This is a genomic window from Streptomyces sp. NPDC020965 (assembly GCF_044333555.1).
Taxonomy (GTDB): domain Bacteria; phylum Actinomycetota; class Actinomycetes; order Streptomycetales; family Streptomycetaceae; genus Streptomyces.
Map to the genome: position 1 here is coordinate 376012 of NZ_JBIRRE010000004.1, position 20143 is coordinate 396154.

Below are 20143 nucleotides of genomic sequence, written 5' to 3' on the forward strand. Positions count from 1 at the left end.
GCGGGGCGGGCCAGTGCCACAGGTAGAGGCTGTAGGAGATCAGGACCGACCGGCGCCGGCTGCGGGAGGAGGAGTCCTTCCTGTTCATGACTCCAGCGGAACCGGCCGTGGGGACGACCGGGAGAGCTGTCGTCGTGTCGTCACGTACGGAGAGACAAGCCGGCATACGTCGCGAGAGCCCTGGTCACCGCGGCAGCGTCCGTGCCGTGCTTGTCGGTACAGCCGGGGGTGCGTGCGACGGTTCCGGTGCGGTCCAACCCGAATCCGTACAGCCGACGGCTTCGGACCCGCGGGGGCGAGGGGCGCGGTGCGGGAGCGTTACTCGGCCCGGGGAAAGCTGAAGGCGTAGCCCTGCTCGGTGAACCAAGGGAGGAGCTGTTCCATGGCCTCGATCGTCTGGGCCCGGTTCCCGCCCCCGTCGTGGAGGAGAATCGTCGGCCCTTTGGAGATCTGGTTCTTCACCGCGCGGACGATCGTCTCGGCGCCGGGCTGGCGGAAGTCGCCGGGATCGACGTTCCAGCCGAGGTTCCGCATTCCGTGAGCAGCCGCGATCTGACGACTTGGCGGGGTGAAGGCGCCGCCTGGGGCGCGGTAGTACCGGATGCGGGCTCCGCCCGATGCCTGGTCGATCATCTCTTTGGCGTCGAGGATCTCCCTCTGCTGGTAGGCGACAGGTTTCTTGTCCATGGCCGTGTCGTGGCTGACCGAGTGGTCGCACAGTCGGTGGCCTTCGGCGACGATCCTCTTGACGAGGTCGGGGTGGGCGGCGGCGTTCGGGCCGGTCACGCAGAAGACGGCGCGGGCCTTGTGCCGTTTCAGCAGTTCCAGTGCCTGGGGGGTCCAGCGTGGGTCGGGGCCGTCGTCGAGCGTGAGGTTCACCGTCTTCCCGGCGTCCTCGGACTCCCGGACGATGGCCGTGTCCACGGTGGGTGTGGACAGGGCGGGAGCGGCGGCCGCGCTCGAGCCCGCCGCCGTGCCGCTGGTTGCCTCATCGCTCGAGTCCACCGTCATCGTGATGGCGGCCGTACCTGCCAGAACCAGGACCGCGGCGGTGGTGACCACCGTCCGTCGGACTGTGCGGGCACGCCGGCTGCTGTGTGTGCTGTCGCTCATGTCTCCGACAGAACCGGGCATTGACCGGCAACGACCGGTTGTCATCGTTTCGCCATGAAGCGCGAGGACAAGCGTCATGCCCTTCGAACATCCTGGTCGAACACGCCTCGCCCGGATCGAGCGGACGGAGAAGTGAGCACCGCCCATGGCACCCGGGCCGGGTCCACAGCCGGCAACAACTTCTGGAGCAGGTCTGGGAGTACGCCTTCTACGGGGACGTCCGACTCGTCGACGCCTGTGTGACACGACTGCGCGCCAAGATCGAGACCCACCCGCGCCGGCCGGTGTACGTGCAGACCGTACGCGGCTTCGGCTGCGTCTGACCCGGGACCGCGGGCGGGAGACGGCGGAGCGCCGGGCAGTCACGGCTGCGACGGTGGAGGCCCCGGTGCCGGAGGACGAAGGGTCGGCCGAGGCGGCGATGCGCGAGGAACTCGGCTCGCGCTGCAACACCTGCGCCCGTTCCTGTCCCCGCTGGGCGAGTCGGAGTCGCTGGACGCGGCCCAGCCGGGGCGGCGCCTGCTGGCGGCCGGATGATCCGCTCACCTCGACGCCGGCCGGACCCCCTCCTCCCGCGCGTCGAAGCCTTCGCGGGCCCGTTCGATGGCGGGCATGTTCTGTGCGGCCCAGGCCAGCAGCACGTCGACGGGGTGCCGGAGGGTCTTGCCGAGGGGGGTGATCCGGTACCTGACCGCCACGGGGCGGGTGGAGACGACCTCGCGCTCGACCACGCCGTTGCGTTCGAGCCGCCTGAGCGTGGTGGTCAGCGACTTCTGTGTGACCTGGGGAATGGCCCGGCGTAGTTCGTTGAAGCGGCAGGGGCGTTCGCAGAGTTCGTTGAGGACGCTGAGCGACCACTTGTCGAGGATCTGGTCGAGCAGTTCGCGGTGCGGGGCGTCGATGCGGAGTTCGTCCTCGGTATCCATGGCGAAACCTGGTCTCGTTGAAGTGTCTTCCTTCCACTAGGTAGCTTACAGATACCTACTTCGGAGGAGAGAAACCATGACCGTTCAGCACTTCACCCCGGAGGGCATGCTGCAGCCGACCCCGTACCACCACGTCGCCGTGGGCACCGGGTCGAAGCACATCCACGTCAGCGGCCAGGTCGCCCGCCAGGCTGACGGATCCCAGGTCGCACCCGGCGATCTGGCCGGGCAGGTCGCCCAGGCACTGCGCAACACCGCCATCGGGCTGGCGGGCGCGGGAGCGTCATTCGCGGACGTACTGCGTCTGACGTTCTACGTGACCCGGTGGAGCCCGGAGAAGATCGGCGACTTCATGACGGGCGTGGAGGCCGTCGCCGACGAGATCGGCCTCCGGCTTCCCATGCCTCCGGCCTCGCTCATCGGCGTCGAGTACCTCTTCGAGCCGGACGTCCTCGTCGAGGTCGAGGCGACCGCACTCCTGGACTGATCCCTTCGGCACGTGCCGCCTGAACCCGCCTCCTCACAGCCGAGTGAAGGGACGACGACGGGCCGGATGGATCGGACACCTCCGCAACCGATCCGTCCGGTGCCCCCTCTCCGGCCGTCACGACCTCGGGTCGCGGATCAGGACCGGCACCAACCGTGAGTGCGCTGTGGCGCCTCGGAGGGCGAAGGGCCTGAAATGATCGTCCGCCCCCAACATGAAACGGTCAATGAACCGCACCCCGCTCGGTGCACGGGCGTACGTGCGCCCCTGCTTCAGATGTGCCGAGGACCTCTGCAGGTCGCCTCCACACCGACGACCACCACCCGTGCCACCACGCTCAGCGACCCGGCTTGCCATGACTCCCCGTGCGGACCCTGCCCTTACCGGGAGCTGTTCGCACGGAGACGGGCTCTGATCATGGGGAGCCTCGCGCGAGGCGGAGGCCGGCCGCACCGGCGACTGACAGCCGTCCCGGACCGAAGCGGCTGGGTCGCTCACGACGAAGACGTCGTCCGGTGCGGGGGCTCGTCCAGGGACTGCACCGCGATGGCGATCTTGCCGCGGGGGCGTCGGCGACCCTCGCCGACAGAGCCGGCTTCCAACAGGGTGTGGGCCTGTGCGACGTCGGCCAGCGGGAGCACGGCGCCGATCACCGGCCGGAGTTTGCCCTGGTCGACCAGGCGGCCGAGGGCTTCGAACTTCGCCCGGCCGGGGCTGGCGAAGAGGAAGTGGTAGGTCGCGTTGACGCCCCACGCGGCGAGCAGGTTCTGCGGTTCGGGGATGTCGACGATGGACACCACGCGGCCCCGGTCGGTGAGGACCTCCGGGCTGCGGGTGAGGGTGTCCCCGCCCACCGTGTCCAGTACGACGTCCACCCCGCCCAGCGCGCGGACCTGCGGCACGTAGTCACCGGTCGAGAAGTCGATCGCGTGGTCGGCTCCAAGGCCGGTGACGAACTCGTGATCCTTCGACCGCGCGGTGGTCACCACCTCGACCCCGAGCGCGCCGGCGACCTGGATGGCGGCGGAGCCGACTCCGCCCGCTCCGCCGTGCACCAGGACCCGTTCCCCGGCCCGCACCGCGGCGCGTTCGACCAGCGCCTCCCACGCCGTCACGCCCACGACCCCGAGACCGGCGGCCTCGACGTGCGACAACCGTGCGGGCTTGCGGGCGACCAGGGCCTGGTCGACCACGTGGAACTCGGCATAGGCGCCCGGCCCGGCGAAGGCCGGCGCCAGGTACCAGACCTCGTCACCCGACTGGAAGTCGTCCGCCCCCGGGCCGGTCTCGACCACGACGCCGGACACGTCGTTGCCGATCACCGCCGGCAGTGCCACCTGGTCGCGGTAGTCGCCGCGCCGGGTCTGCAGATCGAGGGGGTTCACGGATGTGGCCTCCACGCGCACCAGCACCTGGCCGGGACCGGGAGTGGGCTTGGGCAGGTCTCGGGCGGCGAACGCGGTGTCCGCGTCACCGAAGCGGACGAGTTCCATCACACGCATCGAAGTAGACATGCGGCCACCATAGATTGACATATTTCAAATCGTCAATATGTGACTGGGCTAGGATGAGCGCGTGTTCTCGGAGGCGGAGTTGCTGACTGTGTTCCGGGCCCTGTCCAACCCGGCCCGCCGCCAAATGCTGGTGTGGCTCAAGGAGCCCATGAGCTTCCCCGGCCAGGAGCCCGAGGACGTCGAGATCGGCGTCTGCGTGACCGACATCCAGCAGCGTGCAGGTCTGAGCCAGCCAACCACCTCGCAGTACCTCACGACGCTGCGGCAGGCAGGGCTGGTGGTCGCCACCAGGCGGGGCAAGTGGACCTACTACCGCCGCGACGAGGCGAACATCGCCCGCCTCCTGACGACCCTGCGCGACGTGTTCTAGGCCGCACAGGGCCCCCCGGCGGCAAGCCGGCCGTCTCGCTCCGCTCGCACCGGGCTCCCGGAACGGGTCAGCGGCTGCGCTCATAGTGGCGGCGGGCCTTCTCGCGGTTGCCGCAGACGGCCATCGAACACCAGCGGGCGCGGTTGGCGCGGCTGCGGTCGAGCAGGAACAGCCGGCACCCGGTGTTGGCGCAGGGGCGCAGCCGGCCGGGCATCCGCTCCTCGGTGGCGGCCCAGGCGAGGACCGTCTCGACGGCCAGCCGGGCGTGCGGAGGTGTCCTGACCACCCATTGAAGGCCGTCCGAAGTGATCTCCGGGATCTGGTGGACCCCTTCGAGCAGCGGGCCCAGCGCGCCGGGCGGGCTTTCTCCGCACACCACGTCCCGCAGGACGTCCCGCGCCTGGCGCAGGAGCGCCAGTTCCGCGAGGCTGCCGTCGCCGCCACGCTCCCGCGCCCAGCGCGTACCGGCGGCCGGGTCGCCGAGCGCGTCCCGTTCCTCGCCGTCGACGAGTGGCCTGCTGTTGAGCAGGTCCAGTAGCGCATCCATCGAGCACCCCCTTCTCTAACCGCATTGAGTCACTTGACTGGTTAGTCTACCCGTGCTTGCATGGCGAACGGATAACCAGATCAGACGAGCAAAGGGGTTAGCTATGAGCTCGGTGCACCACCGGACCGCCACTGTCGACGGCCATCAGATCTTCTACCGCGAGGCCGGCCCCGCCGACGCCCCCGCGATCGTCCTGCTGCACGGCTACCCGACCAGCTCGTTCATGTTCCGCGAACTCATCCCGCTGTTGGCCGACAAATACCACGTCATCGCGCCGGACCATCTCGGGTTCGGCCACTCCGACGCGCCCCTCGTAGGGGAGTTCACCTACACCTTCGACGCCCTCGCCGAACTCACCTCCGGACTCCTCGGCCAACTGGGCCTGGACCGCTACGCCCTCTACGTCCAGGACTACGGCGCCCCCATCGGATGGCGCCTCGCGCTCAAGCACCCCGCACGGATCTCCGCCCTCGTCACCCAGAACGGCAACGGCTACGAGGACGGCTTCGTCGAGTCGTTCTGGAACGACCTCTGGGCCTACGGGGCGAACCCCGGCCCCGACACCGAACCCGCCGTCCGCGCCGCGCTGAGCCTCGACGCCATCCGCTGGCAGTACCTGCACGGCGTACCCGACCCCAGCCTGGTCAGCCCGGACACCTGGGAGCACGATGTCGCCCTCGTCTCCCGGGAGGGCAACGACGAGGTCCAGTTGGCGCTGTTCCGCGACTACCAGAACAACCGCCCGCTCTACCCGCTGCTGCACGAATTCCTCCGCACCAGCGAGGTCCCGGTGCTCGCCGTCTGGGGCCGTAACGACGAAATCTTCGGCCCGGCGGGGGCGCGGGCCTTCGCCCGCGACGCCAAGGACGCGGAAGTGCACCTGATCAACGGCGGCCACTTCCTGCTGGAGAGCCACCTGGACGTCGTCGCGGGTTACCTGCGCGGCTTCCTCGGACGAGTGCTGGCATGAAGCAGGGCCGGGGGCTGGAGACAGGGCCTTCGCAGGCCACCACGCCAGCCCCCGACCCGGCTCCGCCGTGCGTCACTTCCAGCCCGGGCGCCGGTTGGGGAGAGCGGCGGCCCCCGCCCGGCGCCCGCCGGCCCGGCCGCACTCCTACCAGCCCCCGCACGCCCCGCTGAAGCACTTCGCCGATACCCGCACCCGCCGCAGCTCCTTGTGCCGACGCTGATCACCGGGCCGGAGTGCTCCCACGGGCGGCCCCACAACCACACGCTCGCCGACGGGGACCCGCCGACCCTTGACCCGGCCGCCGTCAGGGGCGGAGTGGCCGCGGGAGCGGGAGTGTGTGCCGGGCGCGGTGACGTGGCATGCACTCCCGGCGGAACGCCCGTCAGCCCGCGGTGTACTCGGCGGCCACATCGAGGATCCACGTGACACCGAACTGGTCGGTCAGCATCCCGAAGGCCGGTGCCCACTGCGCGGGCCCGAAGTCCTCGACAACGGTCGCGCCCACGGACAGCTTCTTCCACAGTTCGCCGACGTCCTCCGCGCTCTGTCCGCGGACGGACATGAAGAACGGTTCACGGGTGAGCGTCATGCCGTTCTCACGCCGGGTGGGACCGGCCTGCCCGGCCTGAGCACCGGCCTGGGCACCGGCCTGGGCGGGGATGTCGTACGCCATGATGCCGAAACCGTCGGCGCCGTCGATCCGACCGAAGACGATCTTGCTGGCGTCGGGCAGTTCCTGAGGCATGCCGAAGTCGCCGTAGGTGACGGCGGTGAGCCGACCGCCGAAGACCGACTGGTAGAACTCCAGCGCCTCGCGGGCGTTGCCCCGGAAGTTGAGGTGGGCGGTGGTGGTGAAAGCCATGGTGACTCCTATGCGGTGGCGCTGGGTCCGGTGAAATTCCACGGGAGTATTTCTTTCGTATCCGACATATCTCGCGAGACGGTGGCTGAGTCGGCCGTCGGCGATCTCGTCGCTGATCTCGTCCGAGCCGTCAGAAGGCCAGCAGGATGGCGCTGACGATCAGACTGCCGAGGAGGTTGTAGCCGCCGGAGATCGCCGCGTAGAACAGCGGTCGGGGAAAGTTCGGATTGATGGCGATGTTGACGGTGTTGGCGGTGAGGTAGCCGAAGCCGACGATGAAGCCGAACAGCATCGCGTCACCCAGGGTGTCGATCTCCAGCGCAGCCATCATGATCGCGCTGGTGAGTGTGATGACCAGAGCGGTCAGCGCCGGTCCGGCGAAGAACAGCGGCGAGCCTTCCGGCTTGGCCTGAGGATCACGGCCCAGCGACCGGTTGTACGCCCGGGGGAACAGCACGGCGAACCAGACACCGCCGAGCAGGGTAAAGGCAATGAAGCCGATCAGGATCCCGAACCAGTTCAGGTCGCCAAGGACATCGAACATGCTGCTGACTCCGTACATGAGTGGGGCGATCGGGGCCCATAGGGGAACGAGGGCCCCGCACCGGCGGAATCTCCGTCCATTCACGGGTCGACCGGTTCGAGAACGACACTCTCAGAGGTAGGTGCCAGGTTGTGGCACCTACTCCGGGCAGAATCGACCGCATGCCGAAAACCTCTGCCCGACTGCTGGCTCTGCTGTCACTGCTACAGACACGCCGCGACTGGCCCGGCACTCTGCTGGCGGACCGCCTCGGCATCAGCCTGCGCACCGTGCGCCGTGATGTCGACCGCCTCCGCGAGCTCGGCTACTCCGTCGCCGCGGTGAAGGGGCCCGACGGCGGCTACCGGCTCAGCACCGGCGCCGAACTGCCGCCGCTGCTGTTCGATGACGAACAAGCCCTCGCGCTCACCGTCGCCCTGCAGATCACCGCGACCCGGCCGGACGACACCCTCGCTGAACCCGCGGCGCGGGCACTGAACACCATCAGCCAAGTCTTGCCCGCCCGGCTGCGCCACCGCGTCAACGCCCTGCAGGTCACCGCCGTCGAACCGCCTGACACCCGGGCGCCCGCCACGGTCGACAGCGACACGCTGTTCACGATCAGCGCCGCCGTCCACGCCCGCGAGATCCTGCGTTTCGACTACACCAGCGCCGACGACAGCGACCAGAGAACCGGAAAACCGCCGCGTCGCGTCGAACCACACGACGTCATCACCTGGGACGGGCGCTGGTACCTCATCGCCTTCGACCTCGACCAGCAGGACTGGCGTACCTTCCGCGCCGACCGGATCACCCCGCGCACCCCCACCGGCCCCCGGTTCACCCGGCGCGATGTTCCCGGCGGCGATGTCGCCACCTACGCCACCAGCGTCTTCCGCGGCTCCACCGACCAATCCGGGAACTGGCCGTGCCAGGGCACCGTGATCCTCGATCTGGACGCCGCCACAGCGGCGCTCTACACCCGCGAGGGCCTCGTCGAGGAACTCGCGGACGGTCGCTGCCGCCTCACCCTCGGATCGTGGTCCTGGCCCAGCCTCGCCTCGGCTCTTGCCACGTACGACGCCGAAATCGAAGTCGTCGGTCCCCCGGAACTCGCCGACGCCTTCACTCATCTCGGCAACCGTTTCCTGCGCACTGCAGCCGGATTCACCGCCACGGAACCATGAAGCCGAGACCCCGCCCCCCTTCCGGCTGACGCCCGACCGGGGTCTGGCGAACGCGTTGAACCCCCAGCCCGGAGACATCCGTGCTGAGGGTTCTGTGAAGCCGACCAGGGCATTTGCGTGAAATACCCCTGGTGTCCGAGGGGGCTTGAGCTCTCCTCTCGGGCACGGAGAATGCCGAGACCCCCGGCCCGATGCTCAGGGCCTTGGCGATGGCGGTGACGCTCTCGCCCTTGGCATACCGGGCACGGGCCACGGTTAGCTTGTCGTCGTCCATCACGGACGGGCGTCCACCCACGTTGCCCTTGCGGGTGGCGGTGTCGAGTCCTTCCAACGTCTTCTCCCGGATGCCCTCCCGCTCGACTTCAGCGGCCACGGCCAGGACAGCGACCACGATCGCTCCCGCCCCAGGAGACGACAACGCGATCATCTACGTGGACCAAGCCCTGATGAACGTCCTCAAATGACAGAAGGAACGACAGGACGCGGAGCGGGAACGGCTCGGGGATCTCCGGGTGGACCATGACCTCGTGTTCGCCCGCGACGGCTTCAAGCTCTATCGGGGCGAGGCGGGCGGACCGCAGGACCCCGAGAAGGTGTCGGCCCGCTGGTGGACAGCACGCAACCGTCTGCACCTGCCGCAGAACTTCCGACTGCACGACTGGCGGGCATCGAAGATCACGAACGATCTCGACAACCACGAGAACCCGGTAGAGGTCTCCGCCAACGCCCGGCACCACTCGCCGGGCTACACCACGGCGCGCTACGGCAGGCGTCGCGCCGAAGGGGCGAAGAAGCTGGCCGCTTCCAGCGCTGCCCGTATCGGCCTGTCATCCCTGGTCTGACCTGGGGATTCGCTCGGCTGTTGGTCACGTGGTTGGTCACGCCACAGCCGGAGAAACAGAAAAACCCCACGTGAAGTGGGGTCTCTGGTGGTGTCCGAGGGGGGACTTGAACCCCCACGCCCGATAAAGGGCACTAGCACCTCAAGCTAGCGCGTCTGCCATTCCGCCACCCGGACCAGGTGACCACCCCGGTTTCCCGTGGCGACATGGACAACAATAGCAGGGGTTTGAGGTCGCATTCACCTGCATATGCCGTGGTCAGTGGGGTGCGGGGGCCTGAATCGGGGGGTCGCGGTCGAGGTGGGACGGGTGGCGCACCGCGTGTATCCGTGTGGCTGCGATGGGTGACGATACGGTCGACCGTGTGACTGATCGCAGCCGTCGAAGGCCCCGCCCGTTCTCGCCGCTGCGGGAGCATCTGCGCGACACCCTCTGGTTCGCCCCCACCACGGGACTGCTCGGCGCGGTGCTGCTCTGGTGGGCCGCGTCCGCACTCGACCACGAGATCGTGGTGAGCCTGCGGGACGCCGGGGCCTACGCGGAGCTACGTGACCTCGTCGGGATCACGGAGGACGCGAAGGCGGTCGTGACGACGATCAGCTCGGCGATGATGACGTTCGTCGGTGTCGTCTTCAGCATTTCGCTGGTCGCGGTGCAGATGGCGAGCGGGCAGCTCACCCCACGTGTGGTGCGGATCTTCGTACGGAGCCGGATCAGCAAGCTGACGCTGACGGTCTTCCTGGCGACCTTCCTCTTCTCGCTGCTGGTACTGACCTCGTACGAGAGCGAGACCGACCCGCGGCGGATCACTTCCGTGCCGCTGATCCAGAGCCTGCTGACCATGGCCCTGGTCGCGCTGAGCCTGTTGCTCTTCATCGCCTATGTGTCATCGACGCTGCGGCTGATGCAGGTCGGGCCGCTGGTCGACCGGATCGCGTGGGAGTCGGTCCGGGCGCTGGCGAGACAGCCCGTCGGCGATGCCGAGCCGGTGGCGCTCGGGCCGGAGAATGGTCGCGTACCGCACCGGGGGCGCGCCGGGGTGCTGCGGGACGTGCATGTCGCCGCGCTGGTACGTGCCGCGCGGCGGCACGGGGTGGTGCTGCGGCTCATCCCCCGTATCGGGGACTTCATCGTCTCCGGCGCCCCCGTACTGGCCGTCCACGACGGGGCGGCGAAGCCCCGGGTGCCGGGGTACGCCGTGTCCGTCGGGACGGAGCGGACGTTCCATCAGGATTTCGCGTTCGGGCTTCGGCAGCTCTCCGATATCGCGCTGCGGGCCCTGTCGCCCGCCGTGAACGATCCGACGACCGCCACGCAGTGTCTGGACCGGATCGTCCAGTTGCTCTCGGCCGTGGTGCGCGAGCCGCTCGGGACCGTACGGCACCGGGACCGCGGGGGCGCTGTCCGGCTCGTGCAGTCCGTGCCCACCTGGGCGGATCTGGTGGATCTGGCGCTCACCGAGATCCGGGTGGCGGCGGCGACTAGCCCGCAGGTCAGTCGGCGGCTGATGGCCGCGATCAACGACCTGCTGACGCTGGTTCCCGAGGAGCGCGCGGAGCCCCTGCTGCGGCACCGGGCACTGCTGGTGCAGTCGGTCGTACGGGCCGTGCCGGACGCGGCCGAGCGGGAGTTCGCCCTGGTGCCCGACCGGCAGGGAATCGGCTGACGGCTCCCGTACCGTCGCCGAACCCCACCAGCCACACCAGCAACCGCCATCCCATACCCGTACAACTTTTCGATCCCCTCGCAGGTCTCGTCAATCAGTCACAGAAACCACATCAGTAACTCCCGTGGGGGGAAGAACTTGCGTACCCGCACTCTGGCCACTGCCATCGCGGTGGCCTCCGCCTGTCTCGTTGGCGGACTGGCGCCCATCGCCGTCGCCGCTCCTGCCAAGGCGACCCCTTCGAAGCCCAAGGTCGCGTCGGACTTCAACGGCGACGGTTACGGCGACCTCGTGGTCAACCAGAACGCCGGTACGGTCGGCGGGAAGGCCGAGGCCGGGGCCGTCGTCGTGCTCTACGGCTCCAAAGACGGCGTGAACCCGGCCAAGCGGCAGGTCATCACCCAGAACACCCCCGGCGTCCCCGGCACCGCCGAGGGGTACGACCGCTTCGGTGCGCAGACCGTCTCGGGCGACTACGACGCCGACGGGTACACCGACCTCGCGATCTCCGCGAGCGGCGAGGACATCACCTTCGGCACCACCTACCGCCGCAACGCCGGTCAGCTCGCCGTCGTGTGGGGCGGGAAGAAGGGCCTGACCCAGCACGGTGCCACCACCGTGAAGCAGACCACGCCCACCGGCGCCGACGTCCGCCGGGGCTCATCGCTCGCCGCCGGTGACTTCAACGGCGACGGCCGCACCGATCTGGCGACCGCCGACTACAGCGCGGGCCGCGGCGGGGAGGTGCTGTACGGCCCGATCTCCCGTACCGGCACCCCCAAGTCGACCATCAACCTGGGTCTCAAGGAGGGCGGGGTCGGTGTCCACACCGCCCTCGACGCGGGTGACCTGACCGGTGACGGCATCAGCGACCTCGTCGTCCAGGTCTTCTCGGGACGGGGCGAGCACATCAACCTGTCCACCCGGATCGAGCTCCAGCGGGGCACGAAGAAGGGCCTGGTCAGGATCGGTAAGCTGACGGACGCCAAGGACAAGTGGCTGGTCAACTGGGGGGCGACCGACGACCACCTCGCGGTCGGTGACGTGAACAAGGACGGTCATGCGGACATCGCGCTCGGCCGCGAGATGACCACCGGCTATCCGCAACGCTCCGGCGAGGTCACCGTCGTCTTCGGCGGCCCCCAGGGCCAGTCCACCAGCCGGGCTCCCCAGGTGATCACCCAGGACACCTTCGGTGTCCCGGACATCAGCGAGCACGACGACTACTTCGGCGCCGCGGTCGCCATGGGCGACACCAACGCCGATGGCTATGCGGACCTCGCCGTCGGCGCCCCCACCGAGAGCATCGACGACAAGCAGCACGCGGGCCAGGTCACCACCATCCTCGGTGGCGGGAAGGGCCTGAGCAGCGAGGGCGCCCGGCTCTACCACCAGGGCACCCCGGGTATGCCGACCGCGCCCGCCGCGTACGACTTCTTCGGCTCCGCCGTGAAGCTCGTCGACCTCAACGGTGACCGCCGCGCGGACCTCGCCGTCGGCTCGGACGGCGACGAGATGCACAAGGGCCGGGTCTCCGTCGTCCCCGCCGCCGGGAGCGGCGCGAACAGTGCCAAGGCCGTGGCGTTCACCGCCCCCGGGATCGGCCTGACCGAGGGCTACCGGACCGGGTTCGGCACGAGCTTCGGCCACTGACCGTCCACCGCCCCTCTCGGAGCGACCTCCGGCCCCCGCCCGTACGGTACGTCGTACGGGCGGGGGCCGTCCCGCTGTCGCGCCGGGCACTCCCGTGTTCCCTCGGTTTCGCTCCAGGGGAGAGGGCTTCGTCCCTGACCGGACCCGACGCGGACAGGACCTAGCAGTCCCGCTCGCGCAGCCCGTGCAGATGCGCGCTCGACTTGCAGGCGAAGGCCAGCGAATCGACCGGATTGTCGTGCTCGACCTGCCAGTGGTGGTCACGACGGCCGCCGTGGGTCCGGTTCACCGCGGATATGAAGCGCTTGTAGTCGATGTCACCGTCACCGACGTCCTTCATCCGGTAGCCGTCCCGCGTGGACTCGTCGCGCTCCCCGTCCTTCACATGGAAGAGCGGGAACCGGTCCGGCTGCCGCAGGACGTAGCGCAGCGGGTCCAGCGGGGCGGGGGTGCCGTCGGGCCGCTTGCTGTACCGGTGCTGCGCCACATGGGCCCAGTAGATATCCATCTCCAGGTAGACCAGGTCGGGATCGGTCTCGGCGAGCAGCACATCGTAGAGGCGGACCCGGGGATTGTCCGTCGCGAAGGAGAACTCCTCGGCGTGATTGTGCTGGTAGAACTTCATGCCCCGGCGCCGGGCAGCCGCGCCGTAGGTGTTGAACTCCTCGGCGGCCCGCTTCCAGGCGTCGACCGTGCTGCCGTAGCGGAAGGGCCCGGCCGGGGTGCCGATGTGCTTCAGGCCGAGGGCCTGGGCGTCGTCGAGCACCCTGTCGAGGTTCTGCGCGAACGTGTAGGCGCCGGGGTCGCTGGAGTAGTAGCCGACATGGCTGCCGATGGGGTTGAGGCCGTGATTCCGGGCGAGCCTCTTGAGCTGGGCGAGCGTGATGGGGCCGGCCGAACCCTGCTGGTAGCCGGCCAGCTCGATCTCGTCATAGCCGTGTCGCTCCAGCTCGGCGAAGACGGCGGCGAAGCCGAGCGTTGAGATCTTGTCGCGCAGCGAGTAGAGCTGGATGCCCAACCGGCCGGGCGGGAGCACCGGGCGTCCGCGTCCGCGGTGGCCGCCCCGATCGGCGGCCGGGGGCGCCGCCACGGCCGGGGTGGCCGCCGCGCCCAGCAGGGTGGCGGCGGTGGCACCGGCCGCCACTCCGAGCATCCCTCGCCTGCTGAGTCTGTGGGTCAGTTCGGGGTCGTTGTCCTTGCCGAAGCGGCTCATTGTGGATAACTCCTCGATGTCAGTGGGGTGTGATTCAGTGGAGACCAGCGAGCCGAAGCAACAGGGCCTTCACATCGGTGGCCGCTACGCGGCCGTCCACAGCGCGGGGGGTGGAGCACAGAATGAGCGGACCTTCGTCATCGCTCGGCGGGAGGCGGCCATGGCTGCCGCGAATAGGTGAGGGATCGAGCGGCACGACCGCCAGGCGGTACCGCATCCCGAGTTTCTTGCGGGCGATCGCCGTGGCCGCCTTCACCCGTACATAGGGATCGTTCGGGTCCATGAAGAGCTCGACGGGGTCGTAGCCGGGTTTGCGGTGGATCTCGACGAGCTGGGCGAAGTCCGGGGCCCGTGCGTCGTCGAGCCAGTAGTAGTACGTGAACCAGGCGTCGGGCTCGGCGACGGCGACGAACTCGCCCGAGCGGGGATGGTCGAGGCCCTCGGTCTTCTTGCCCTCGTCGTCCAGGAGTCGTTCGATGCCGGGCACATCGGCGAGGGCCAGCCGGGTGGCGTCCAGGTCCTCGGGCCGCCGCACATAGACATGGGCGATCTGATGGTCGGCGACGGCGAAGGCGCGTGACGCCATCGGGTCGAGATACTCCATGCCGTCCTGGGTGTGGACCTCCAGCAGGCCCGCGCGGCGGAGCGCACGGTTGATGTCGACGGGCCGGCTGACCGGGGTGATGCCGTACTCGGAGAGGACGACGACCGTACGGCCCTCCCGCCTGGCGTCTTCGAGCAGCGGGGCCATGACGGCGTCGAGGTCGGCGGCGGCGCGATGGGACCGCGGGTCGTCGGGGCCGAAACGCTGGAGATCGTAGTCGAGGTGAGGGAGGTAGCACAGGGTCAGATCGGGATGCCGGGTGCGCATGATGTGACGGGTGGCGTCGACGATCCACTGGGAGGAGACGATGTCCGCGCCCGGACCCCAGAAGTGGAAGAGGGGGAAGGTGCCGAACTGGTCGGTGAGTTCGTCGTGCAGGGCGGGCGGCCGGGTGTAGCAGTCGGGCTCCTTGCGGCCGTCCGCGTAGTACACGGGACGGGGGGTGACCGTGAAGTCGGTGTCCGCGCCCATCGCGTACCACCAGCAGATGTTCGCCACCGTGTAGCCGGGGCTGGCCCGGCGGGCCGCGTCCCAGAGTCTGTCGCCGGAGACCAGTCCGTTGTGCTGGCGCCACAGCAGGACGTCACCGAGTTCACGGAAGTACCAGCCGTTGCCGACGATGCCGTGCTCGGTGGGCAGGGTGCCGGTGAGGAACGTGGACTGGGCCGCGCAGGTCACGGCGGGCAGCACGGTGGAGAGGGGTGCCTGGGAGCCGGACGCGGCGAGGGCCCGCAGCCGGGGCATGTGTGCCAGCAGTCGGGGGGTGAGGCCGACGACGTCGAGGACGAGGAGAGGGGTGGGCGAGGGCGCGGGAGGGGGGCCGGGGTGGGAGGGGGGAGGGGAGGGGGCCCCGGTGGCGGTCATGGCAGCTCCTTCAGACCGAGGTCGACCAGCAGATCGCGGGCCAGTGTGAGTTCGGCGGCGATGCCCTCGGCGAGCTGGGTGCGGTTGCGGGGCCGCAGTTCGGCCGGGAGGGCCTGCCAGGTGTAGGTCTCGACCTCCAGGTGCCGGGTCAGCGGGGTGGCGCCGCCGACGAGCCGAGACAGGGTGTCCTGGAGTACGGGCAGGGTGGAGGCGAGGGGCGGTGCCGGGGGCGCGTGCAGGGGGACGTGGAAGTGGGAGCGCCAGGGCGAGGCGTCGGGCAGCGCGTCGCCGGACACCGCCTGGTCCAGGTCGTCGGTGCCGCGCAGGCCGGCCGCGGTACGGGTGCGGGTCTGGTGGAGGAAGCGGGGTTCGACGAAGGCCGCGAGGGCGGCGCGCACCTCGGGCAGATGGGGTTCCTCTGCGTGCAGGGCGGCGGAGAGCTGTGCCTTGGGGATGCCGATACCAGCCTCGGTGAGTGCCGCGAGCGCGCTGCCGGGATCTTCGAAGGAGGTGGCGAGGTGGCAGGTGTCGACGCAGACGCCGATGCGGTGGGAGCCGATGGCGGTGAGGGGGCCGATCGCGTCGGCGGTGGTCTCGACGGTGCAGCCGGGCTCGGGTTCGAGGGCGATGCGGATGGAGTTCCCGGTGAGGTCCTCCAGGGCGTCGAGGCGTTCGGCGAGGGTGGTGAGTGCGGTGTGGGCGGTGGCTGCCGCCGTGGCGTCGAAGGGGGTGCGCCAGGCGATCGGAAGGGTGGAGACGCTGCCCTCGGTGACGTCGTCGGGCAGGAGGGCGGCGAGCAGCCGGGCGAGGTCGGTGGTGTGGGCGAGCCGTTCGGGGTCGGTCCAGTCCGGCTGGTAGACGCGGTACTTGACCTGTTCGGCGCCGAATCCCTGGTAGGGGAAGCCGTTGAGGGTGACGACCTCGAGTCCGCGGCGGTCGAGTTCGGTGCGGAGCCCGCGGACGGCGGCGGGGTCGGTGACGAGTGCGTGGGCGGCGTCCTTGGCGAGCCAGAGGCCGATGCCGAGCCGGTCGCGGCCGAGGCGTCTGCGGACGGGTTCGCAGTGTTCGCGGAGTTGGGTGAGGACTCCGTCGAGGGTCTCGGCGGGGTGGACGTTGGTGCAGTAGGAGAGGTGGACCGTGGTGCCGTCGGGGTGACGGAAGCGCATGTGTCCTCCTCCTCATTCTCCGCCGCGGAGGATGGAGTTGCCCTCGTGGAGGGGATCGGGGGCGGGGGTGTCGAGATGGAGTCGGCCGCTGATTCCGTAGAAGGCGACGGGGTTGCGCCACAGGACCTGGTCGACGTCGTCGTCGGAGAATCCGGCCGCGAGCATGGCGTCGCCGACGGCCCGGGTTTTGAGCGGGTCGCTCTTGCCCCAGTCGGCGGCGGAGTTGACCAGGACCTTCTCCGTTCCGTACGTCCGGAGGATGGTGATCATCCGGTCTTCGTCCATCTTGGTGTCGGGGTAGATGGAGAAGCCGAGCCAGCAGCCGCTGTCAGTGGCGTGCTTTACGGTCGTTTCATTGAGGTGGTCGAGCAGGACGTGTTCCGGGGGGAGGGCGGATTCTTGGATGACGTCGATGGTGCGGCGCAGCCCGGCGAGTTTGTCGCGGTGCGGGGTGTGGACGAGGGCGGGCAGCTCGTGGTCGGCGGCGAGCTGGAGCTGGGTGGCGAGGGCGGTGTCCTCTGCCGGGGTCATCGAGTCGTAGCCGATCTCTCCGACGGCGACGACGGAGTCCTTGACGAGATAGCGGGGCAGTTCGTCGAGGACGGGGAGGCAGCGGGGGTCGTTGGCCTCTTTGGGGTTGAGGGCGATGGTGCAGTGGTGGGCGATGCCGTACTGGGCGGCGCGATAGGGCTCCCAGCCGAGGAGTGCATCGAAGTAGTCGTAGAAGCTGGCGGGCGAGGTGCGGGGCTGGCCGAGCCAGAAGGAGGGTTCGACCAGGGCGCGGACTCCGGCCGCGTACATCGCCTGGTAGTCGTCCGTGGTGCGGGAGGTCATGTGGATGTGGGGGTCGAAGATGCGCATCAGGACTCCTCGGGCTGTTCACCGGTCAGCTTCAGGGCGTGGTGCAGGTCGGGGGGTGGGGGGCGGCCCGCTGCGGTGCGTTCTTCGGCGTAGTCGGTGAGCATGCGGGCGAGTTCGTGGTCGCCGTTGGCGCGGTGTGCCAGTTCTGCGACGGTGTCGAGGGGGACGCCGGTGAAGAGGCATTTGAGGACCGCGTGCCGCCAGGAGTGGGCGTCGAGGTGGGTGGCGGCGTAGGGGCCGACGGCGGCGGCGACGAGTCGGGTGTCGTTGGTGCGTAGCGCGTCTTCGATGAGCGGGAGGGCGGCATCGGGTGGGGTGAGGCTGTCGAGGTGGGGCAGGGCGAGGAGGATCGCGCGGCGTTCGGCGGCGCTGCCTTGTTGGTAGAGGCGGGTGAGGGTGGGGGTGTCGGGTCGGGCTTCGATAAGCAGCAGGGTGCGTACGGGGTCGGCGTGGTCCTGTCCGCAGTGGCGGCCCGCGGTGGCGAACCGTGTTTCCCAGGTGGCGGCTTTGCCCGTGGTGGGGGTGGTTCGGATGGTTTCGCGGAGTGCGGTGTCGAGCCAGGCGCGGGCGGCCGGGGGGAGGCGGTGTTCGAGTTCCGTGCGGGAGATCAGCATGTCGCCGTCTCCTGTCGTCGGAGGAACTCGATGGAGGTGCGGGCCAGTTCGGGGCCGGCGTGGGAGTGGCGTGGGAGTTCTACGACGGTGAGGCCCTGGTAGCCGGTGGTGGCGAGGGCTTCGAGTACGGGCGGGAAGTCGATCTCGCCATCGCCGAAGGGGAGGTGTTCGTGGACGCCTCGGCGCATGTCCTCGATCTGGACGTGGCGGAGCCAGGGGGCGGCGTCGCGTATGCATTCGGCGGGGGTTCGGTCTTCCAGGCACTGGCAGTGGCCGATGTCGAGGGTGAGGCCGAGGTGTTCGGGGTCGCCGAGGAGGCCGCGGAGGTGGTGGAAGTCGTCGAGGGTGGCGAGGAGGTGGCCGGGTTCGGGTTCGACGGCGAGCGGGATGTCGGCCTTCTGGGCTGCGTCGATGACGGGGGTGAGGGATTCGGTGAGGTGTTTCCAGGCGGTGTCGGTGGTGGTGCCGGGCGGGGTGGTGCCGCTGAAGCAGTGGACGGCGTGGGCGCCGAGGTCGGCGGCGATCTGTACGGCGGTGATGAGGAGTGAGGTGCGGGTGGTGCGGGCGGCGGGGTCGGGGTCGAGGAGGGAGGGGCCGTGTTTGCGACGAGGGTCGAGGACGTAGCGGGCGCCGGTTTCGACGGTGACGTCGAGCCCGAGCCGTTCGAGGCGGGTGGCGGTGTGGCGGACTCGGGTGGCGAGGTCGGGGGCGAGTGGGTCGAGGTGCATATGGTCGAGGGTGAGTCCGACGCCGTCGTAGCCCAGGTCGGCGAGGAGGGCGAGGGCGTCGCTGAGGCGGAGGTCGGTGAGGCCGTTGGTGCCGTAGCCGAGGCGGAGGGTGGGCGGGGTGGCGGGTGTGGGGGTCATGTGGTGCTCACCTTTCGCGCGAACCGGCGGGCGAGGGGGACGAGTGCCAGGAGAGTGAGGGCGGTCGCGTGTCCGGTGGTGCCTCCGGCGCGGGCGGCGAGGGTGGCTTGGAGCGGGATGGTGGCGCGGATGCCGCCGCCGACGGCGCGTTGGGTCAGCGGTGGGGAGGGGTTGAGGGCGGCGTGCAGATAGGGGGTGGTGGCGGTGTGCAGATAGGTGCCGGCGAGTGCCGTGCGCAGGAGGCGCGCGGCGGTGTCGCCGTGGGTGCCGGTACCGGGAGCGGTGGGTGTGTGGTGGGGGCGGGTGGCGTGGAGGGCGATGGCCGCGGTGGTGGCGAGGGCGGCGAGGGGGGTGCGGGTGGATCCGCCGTGGGCTTCGTGGCGGGAGACGCTGGTGACGGCGCAGGTGTGGGTGGCGAGGATGAGTGCGTTGGGGAGTGCGGTGCGCAGGGCGCTGTGGTGCGGGTGGGTGCGGGCGCCGGGTATGTGGGGCGGGGTGCCGGTGCGGGGGTGCGCGGCGTTGATCGGTGCGGCCGGTTCGGTCGTCCGGTGGGGGTGGGCGCGTGACGCGGTCGCTGTGGCGCCGAGGAGGAGGTCCAGGGAGCGGGTCGCCGCCATGGCGACCGGGCCGAGGCGGGTGTGTTTCAGGTGGAGGTCGTAGGCCCAGACGGTTGCCGCAAGGGTGGTGGCCACGGTGAGCGCGGGGCGGCCGGCGCGGGCGGCGAGGGTTAGTCCCGCCGCGGTGAGAGTGGCGGCGGCGGTCAGGGCGGCCGGTGGGGTGATGCGGCCGGAGGGGATGGGGCGGTGGGGGCGGTCCTGGGCGTCTTCGTCGCGGTCGGCCCAGTCGTTGAGGGCCATTCCCGCTTCGTAGAGGCAGAGGGAGGCGCCGAGGGCGAGTGCGGTGCCCCGGTTGGGGCGGATGCGGAGTGCGGCGGCTCCGGCGAGTGCGTCGCCCGGGACGGTGAACAGGGCTGATATGCGCAGGAGTTCCGCCCAGGCACGGGCTCGGTCGCGGCCGGTGGGTCGGTGCTGGCCGGGCGCGGTGGGGCCGGGCGCGGTGGGGCCGGGCGCGGTGGGGCCGGGCGCGGTGGGGCTGGGCGGCCAGGGCGCAGGTGAGTCAACGTGGGGTGGTGCTGGTGCTGGTGGTACGGGGGCGGGTGGTGAGACTCCAGGCGGGGCGGTCGCGTCGGGGGTGCGGGGTGGGTGCGCTCCCCCGTCGGCGCCGGAGGTCCTGGCTCGCGTCAGCGCATCGATCACGCGGTTGAGGAGGCCGGTCCGGTCTCGTTCGCTCACTCG

Annotated in this window: 21 protein-coding genes, 1 tRNA gene and 1 pseudogene; 8 read left to right on the top strand and 15 right to left on the bottom strand. The window is 70.0% G+C overall.

What is annotated here, in order from left to right; all coding sequences use genetic code 11:
• Positions 1 to 318: 318 nt before the first annotated feature.
• A complete protein-coding gene (locus ACH4S7_RS15425; RefSeq protein ID WP_398521658.1) occupies positions 319 to 1113 on the bottom strand; it encodes a polysaccharide deacetylase family protein in 795 nt (264 codons plus the stop codon).
• A 152-nt stretch (positions 1114 to 1265) separates the two neighbouring features.
• Between ACH4S7_RS15425 and ACH4S7_RS15430 the strand changes: the two are divergent.
• Positions 1266 to 1436: pseudogene (locus tag ACH4S7_RS15430) on the top strand (helix-turn-helix domain-containing protein); the annotation flags it as partial.
• Positions 1437 to 1655: 219 nt separating this feature from the next.
• Here the strand turns inward: ACH4S7_RS15430 and ACH4S7_RS15435 are convergent.
• Positions 1656 to 2039 (bottom strand): winged helix-turn-helix transcriptional regulator, encoded by a 384-nt coding sequence (locus ACH4S7_RS15435; RefSeq protein WP_398521659.1) that lies wholly within the window; start codon positions 2037 to 2039, stop codon positions 1656 to 1658.
• A gap of 76 nt (positions 2040 to 2115) precedes the next feature.
• On the opposite strand from ACH4S7_RS15435, the gene ACH4S7_RS15440 reads away from it, so the two are divergent.
• Entirely contained in the window at positions 2116 to 2526 is a 411-nt protein-coding gene (locus tag ACH4S7_RS15440) for a RidA family protein (protein ID WP_398521660.1), read from the top strand.
• A gap of 494 nt (positions 2527 to 3020) precedes the next feature.
• Here ACH4S7_RS15440 and ACH4S7_RS15445 read toward each other — a convergent pair whose 3' ends face one another.
• Positions 3021 to 4040 (bottom strand): zinc-binding dehydrogenase, encoded by a 1020-nt coding sequence (locus ACH4S7_RS15445; RefSeq protein WP_398521661.1) that lies wholly within the window; start codon positions 4038 to 4040, stop codon positions 3021 to 3023.
• Between the two features lie 61 nt (positions 4041 to 4101).
• Here ACH4S7_RS15445 and ACH4S7_RS15450 point away from each other — a divergent pair, with 61 nt between their 5' ends.
• Positions 4102 to 4410, top strand: a complete 309-nt coding sequence (locus tag ACH4S7_RS15450; RefSeq protein WP_398521662.1) for an ArsR/SmtB family transcription factor — start codon at positions 4102 to 4104, stop codon at positions 4408 to 4410.
• Positions 4411 to 4477: 67 nt separating this feature from the next.
• Here ACH4S7_RS15450 and ACH4S7_RS15455 read toward each other — a convergent pair whose 3' ends face one another.
• Positions 4478 to 4957 carry a CGNR zinc finger domain-containing protein gene (locus tag ACH4S7_RS15455; RefSeq protein ID WP_398521663.1) on the bottom strand — a complete coding sequence of 160 codons (480 nt, stop codon included), beginning with the start codon at positions 4955 to 4957 and terminating at the stop codon, positions 4478 to 4480.
• 103 nt (positions 4958 to 5060) lie between these two features.
• Between ACH4S7_RS15455 and ACH4S7_RS15460 the strand changes: the two genes are divergently transcribed.
• Complete coding sequence (locus ACH4S7_RS15460) at positions 5061 to 5927, top strand: alpha/beta fold hydrolase (RefSeq protein WP_398521664.1); 867 nt, start codon at positions 5061 to 5063, stop codon at positions 5925 to 5927.
• Between the two features lie 382 nt (positions 5928 to 6309).
• Here ACH4S7_RS15460 and ACH4S7_RS15465 read toward each other — a convergent pair whose 3' ends face one another.
• Complete coding sequence (locus ACH4S7_RS15465) at positions 6310 to 6789, bottom strand: VOC family protein (RefSeq protein WP_398521665.1); 480 nt, start codon at positions 6787 to 6789, stop codon at positions 6310 to 6312.
• Between the two features lie 130 nt (positions 6790 to 6919).
• Positions 6920 to 7333 carry a DUF1761 domain-containing protein gene (locus ACH4S7_RS15470; RefSeq protein ID WP_398521666.1) on the bottom strand — a complete coding sequence of 138 codons (414 nt, stop codon included), beginning with the start codon at positions 7331 to 7333 and terminating at the stop codon, positions 6920 to 6922.
• A gap of 161 nt (positions 7334 to 7494) precedes the next feature.
• On the opposite strand from ACH4S7_RS15470, the gene ACH4S7_RS15475 reads away from it, so the two are divergent.
• The gene (locus tag ACH4S7_RS15475; protein ID WP_398521667.1) at positions 7495 to 8499 is read left to right on the top strand and encodes a helix-turn-helix transcriptional regulator; all 1005 of its coding nucleotides are present in this window, start codon (positions 7495 to 7497) and stop codon (positions 8497 to 8499) included.
• On the opposite strand, the gene ACH4S7_RS15480 is transcribed toward ACH4S7_RS15475, so the two are convergent.
• Positions 8480 to 8890 (bottom strand): hypothetical protein, encoded by a 411-nt coding sequence (locus ACH4S7_RS15480; protein WP_398521668.1) that lies wholly within the window; start codon positions 8888 to 8890, stop codon positions 8480 to 8482. The genes ACH4S7_RS15475 and ACH4S7_RS15480 overlap by 20 nt on opposite strands.
• Before the next feature lie 121 nt (positions 8891 to 9011).
• On the opposite strand from ACH4S7_RS15480, the gene ACH4S7_RS15485 reads away from it, so the two are divergent.
• Positions 9012 to 9341, top strand: a complete 330-nt coding sequence (locus ACH4S7_RS15485) for a hypothetical protein (RefSeq protein WP_398521669.1) — start codon at positions 9012 to 9014, stop codon at positions 9339 to 9341.
• An 88-nt stretch (positions 9342 to 9429) separates the two neighbouring features.
• Here the strand turns inward: ACH4S7_RS15485 and ACH4S7_RS15490 are convergent.
• A tRNA-Leu gene (locus ACH4S7_RS15490) sits at positions 9430 to 9517 on the bottom strand.
• A 188-nt stretch (positions 9518 to 9705) separates the two neighbouring features.
• Between ACH4S7_RS15490 and ACH4S7_RS15495 the strand changes: the two genes are divergently transcribed.
• Positions 9706 to 11007: a DUF2254 domain-containing protein gene (locus ACH4S7_RS15495; RefSeq protein WP_398521670.1), complete on the top strand. Its 1302-nt coding sequence runs from the start codon at positions 9706 to 9708 to the stop codon at positions 11005 to 11007.
• 138 nt (positions 11008 to 11145) lie between these two features.
• Entirely contained in the window at positions 11146 to 12660 is a 1515-nt protein-coding gene (locus ACH4S7_RS15500; RefSeq protein ID WP_398521671.1) for a VCBS repeat-containing protein, read from the top strand.
• A 160-nt stretch (positions 12661 to 12820) separates the two neighbouring features.
• Here the strand turns inward: ACH4S7_RS15500 and ACH4S7_RS15505 are convergent, their stop codons facing one another.
• The 7 genes from ACH4S7_RS15505 to ACH4S7_RS15535 are packed head-to-tail and all read right to left on the bottom strand — an operon-like array spanning position 12821 to position 20140.
• Entirely contained in the window at positions 12821 to 13873 is a 1053-nt protein-coding gene (locus tag ACH4S7_RS15505) for a sugar phosphate isomerase/epimerase family protein (RefSeq protein ID WP_398521672.1), read from the bottom strand.
• Between the two features lie 34 nt (positions 13874 to 13907).
• A complete protein-coding gene (locus tag ACH4S7_RS15510) occupies positions 13908 to 15341 on the bottom strand; it encodes a nucleotide pyrophosphatase/phosphodiesterase family protein (protein ID WP_398521673.1) in 1434 nt (477 codons plus the stop codon).
• On the bottom strand, positions 15338 to 16507 hold the full coding sequence (gene eboE, locus ACH4S7_RS15515) for a metabolite traffic protein EboE (protein WP_398521674.1): 1170 nt from the start codon (positions 16505 to 16507) through the stop codon (positions 15338 to 15340). Before eboE ends, ACH4S7_RS15510 begins: the two co-directional genes overlap by 4 nt.
• A gap of 12 nt (positions 16508 to 16519) precedes the next feature.
• Positions 16520 to 17368, bottom strand: a complete 849-nt coding sequence (locus ACH4S7_RS15520) for a TatD family hydrolase (RefSeq protein ID WP_398521675.1) — start codon at positions 17366 to 17368, stop codon at positions 16520 to 16522.
• Positions 17368 to 17982 carry an EboA domain-containing protein gene (locus ACH4S7_RS15525; RefSeq protein WP_398521676.1) on the bottom strand — a complete coding sequence of 205 codons (615 nt, stop codon included), beginning with the start codon at positions 17980 to 17982 and terminating at the stop codon, positions 17368 to 17370. Before ACH4S7_RS15525 ends, ACH4S7_RS15520 begins: the two co-directional genes overlap by 1 nt.
• Positions 17976 to 18848, bottom strand: coding sequence for a sugar phosphate isomerase/epimerase family protein (locus tag ACH4S7_RS15530; protein WP_398521677.1), 873 nt, complete (start codon positions 18846 to 18848; stop codon positions 17976 to 17978). Before ACH4S7_RS15530 ends, ACH4S7_RS15525 begins: the two co-directional genes overlap by 7 nt.
• Positions 18845 to 20140 carry an SCO3242 family prenyltransferase gene (locus ACH4S7_RS15535; RefSeq protein WP_398521678.1) on the bottom strand — a complete coding sequence of 432 codons (1296 nt, stop codon included), beginning with the start codon at positions 20138 to 20140 and terminating at the stop codon, positions 18845 to 18847. The genes ACH4S7_RS15530 and ACH4S7_RS15535 overlap by 4 nt, the downstream gene beginning before the upstream one ends.
• Positions 20141 to 20143 lie beyond the last annotated feature (3 nt).

Excerpts from the sequence above, each read along its gene's own strand:
- ACH4S7_RS15525 (WP_398521676.1), bottom strand. The coding sequence starts at position 17,982 with ATGCTGATCTCCCGCACGGAACTCGAACACCGCCTCCCCCCGGCCGCC.
- ACH4S7_RS15445 (WP_398521661.1), bottom strand. The coding sequence starts at position 4,040 with ATGTCTACTTCGATGCGTGTGATGGAACTCGTCCGCTTCGGTGACGCG.
- ACH4S7_RS15465 (WP_398521665.1), bottom strand. The coding sequence starts at position 6,789 with ATGGCTTTCACCACCACCGCCCACCTCAACTTCCGGGGCAACGCCCGC.
- eboE (WP_398521674.1), bottom strand. The coding sequence starts at position 16,507 with ATGCGCTTCCGTCACCCCGACGGCACCACGGTCCACCTCTCCTACTGC.
- ACH4S7_RS15510 (WP_398521673.1), bottom strand. The coding sequence starts at position 15,341 with ATGACCGCCACCGGGGCCCCCTCCCCTCCCCCCTCCCACCCCGGCCCC.
- ACH4S7_RS15520 (WP_398521675.1), bottom strand. The coding sequence starts at position 17,368 with ATGCGCATCTTCGACCCCCACATCCACATGACCTCCCGCACCACGGAC.
- ACH4S7_RS15470 (WP_398521666.1), bottom strand. The coding sequence starts at position 7,333 with ATGTTCGATGTCCTTGGCGACCTGAACTGGTTCGGGATCCTGATCGGC.
- ACH4S7_RS15460 (WP_398521664.1), top strand. The coding sequence starts at position 5,061 with ATGAGCTCGGTGCACCACCGGACCGCCACTGTCGACGGCCATCAGATC.
- ACH4S7_RS15440 (WP_398521660.1), top strand. The coding sequence starts at position 2,116 with ATGACCGTTCAGCACTTCACCCCGGAGGGCATGCTGCAGCCGACCCCG.
- ACH4S7_RS15425 (WP_398521658.1), bottom strand. The coding sequence starts at position 1,113 with ATGAGCGACAGCACACACAGCAGCCGGCGTGCCCGCACAGTCCGACGG.
- ACH4S7_RS15505 (WP_398521672.1), bottom strand. The coding sequence starts at position 13,873 with ATGAGCCGCTTCGGCAAGGACAACGACCCCGAACTGACCCACAGACTC.
- ACH4S7_RS15530 (WP_398521677.1), bottom strand. The coding sequence starts at position 18,848 with ATGACCCCCACACCCGCCACCCCGCCCACCCTCCGCCTCGGCTACGGC.
- ACH4S7_RS15455 (WP_398521663.1), bottom strand. The coding sequence starts at position 4,957 with ATGGATGCGCTACTGGACCTGCTCAACAGCAGGCCACTCGTCGACGGC.
- ACH4S7_RS15435 (WP_398521659.1), bottom strand. The coding sequence starts at position 2,039 with ATGGATACCGAGGACGAACTCCGCATCGACGCCCCGCACCGCGAACTG.
- ACH4S7_RS15475 (WP_398521667.1), top strand. The coding sequence starts at position 7,495 with ATGCCGAAAACCTCTGCCCGACTGCTGGCTCTGCTGTCACTGCTACAG.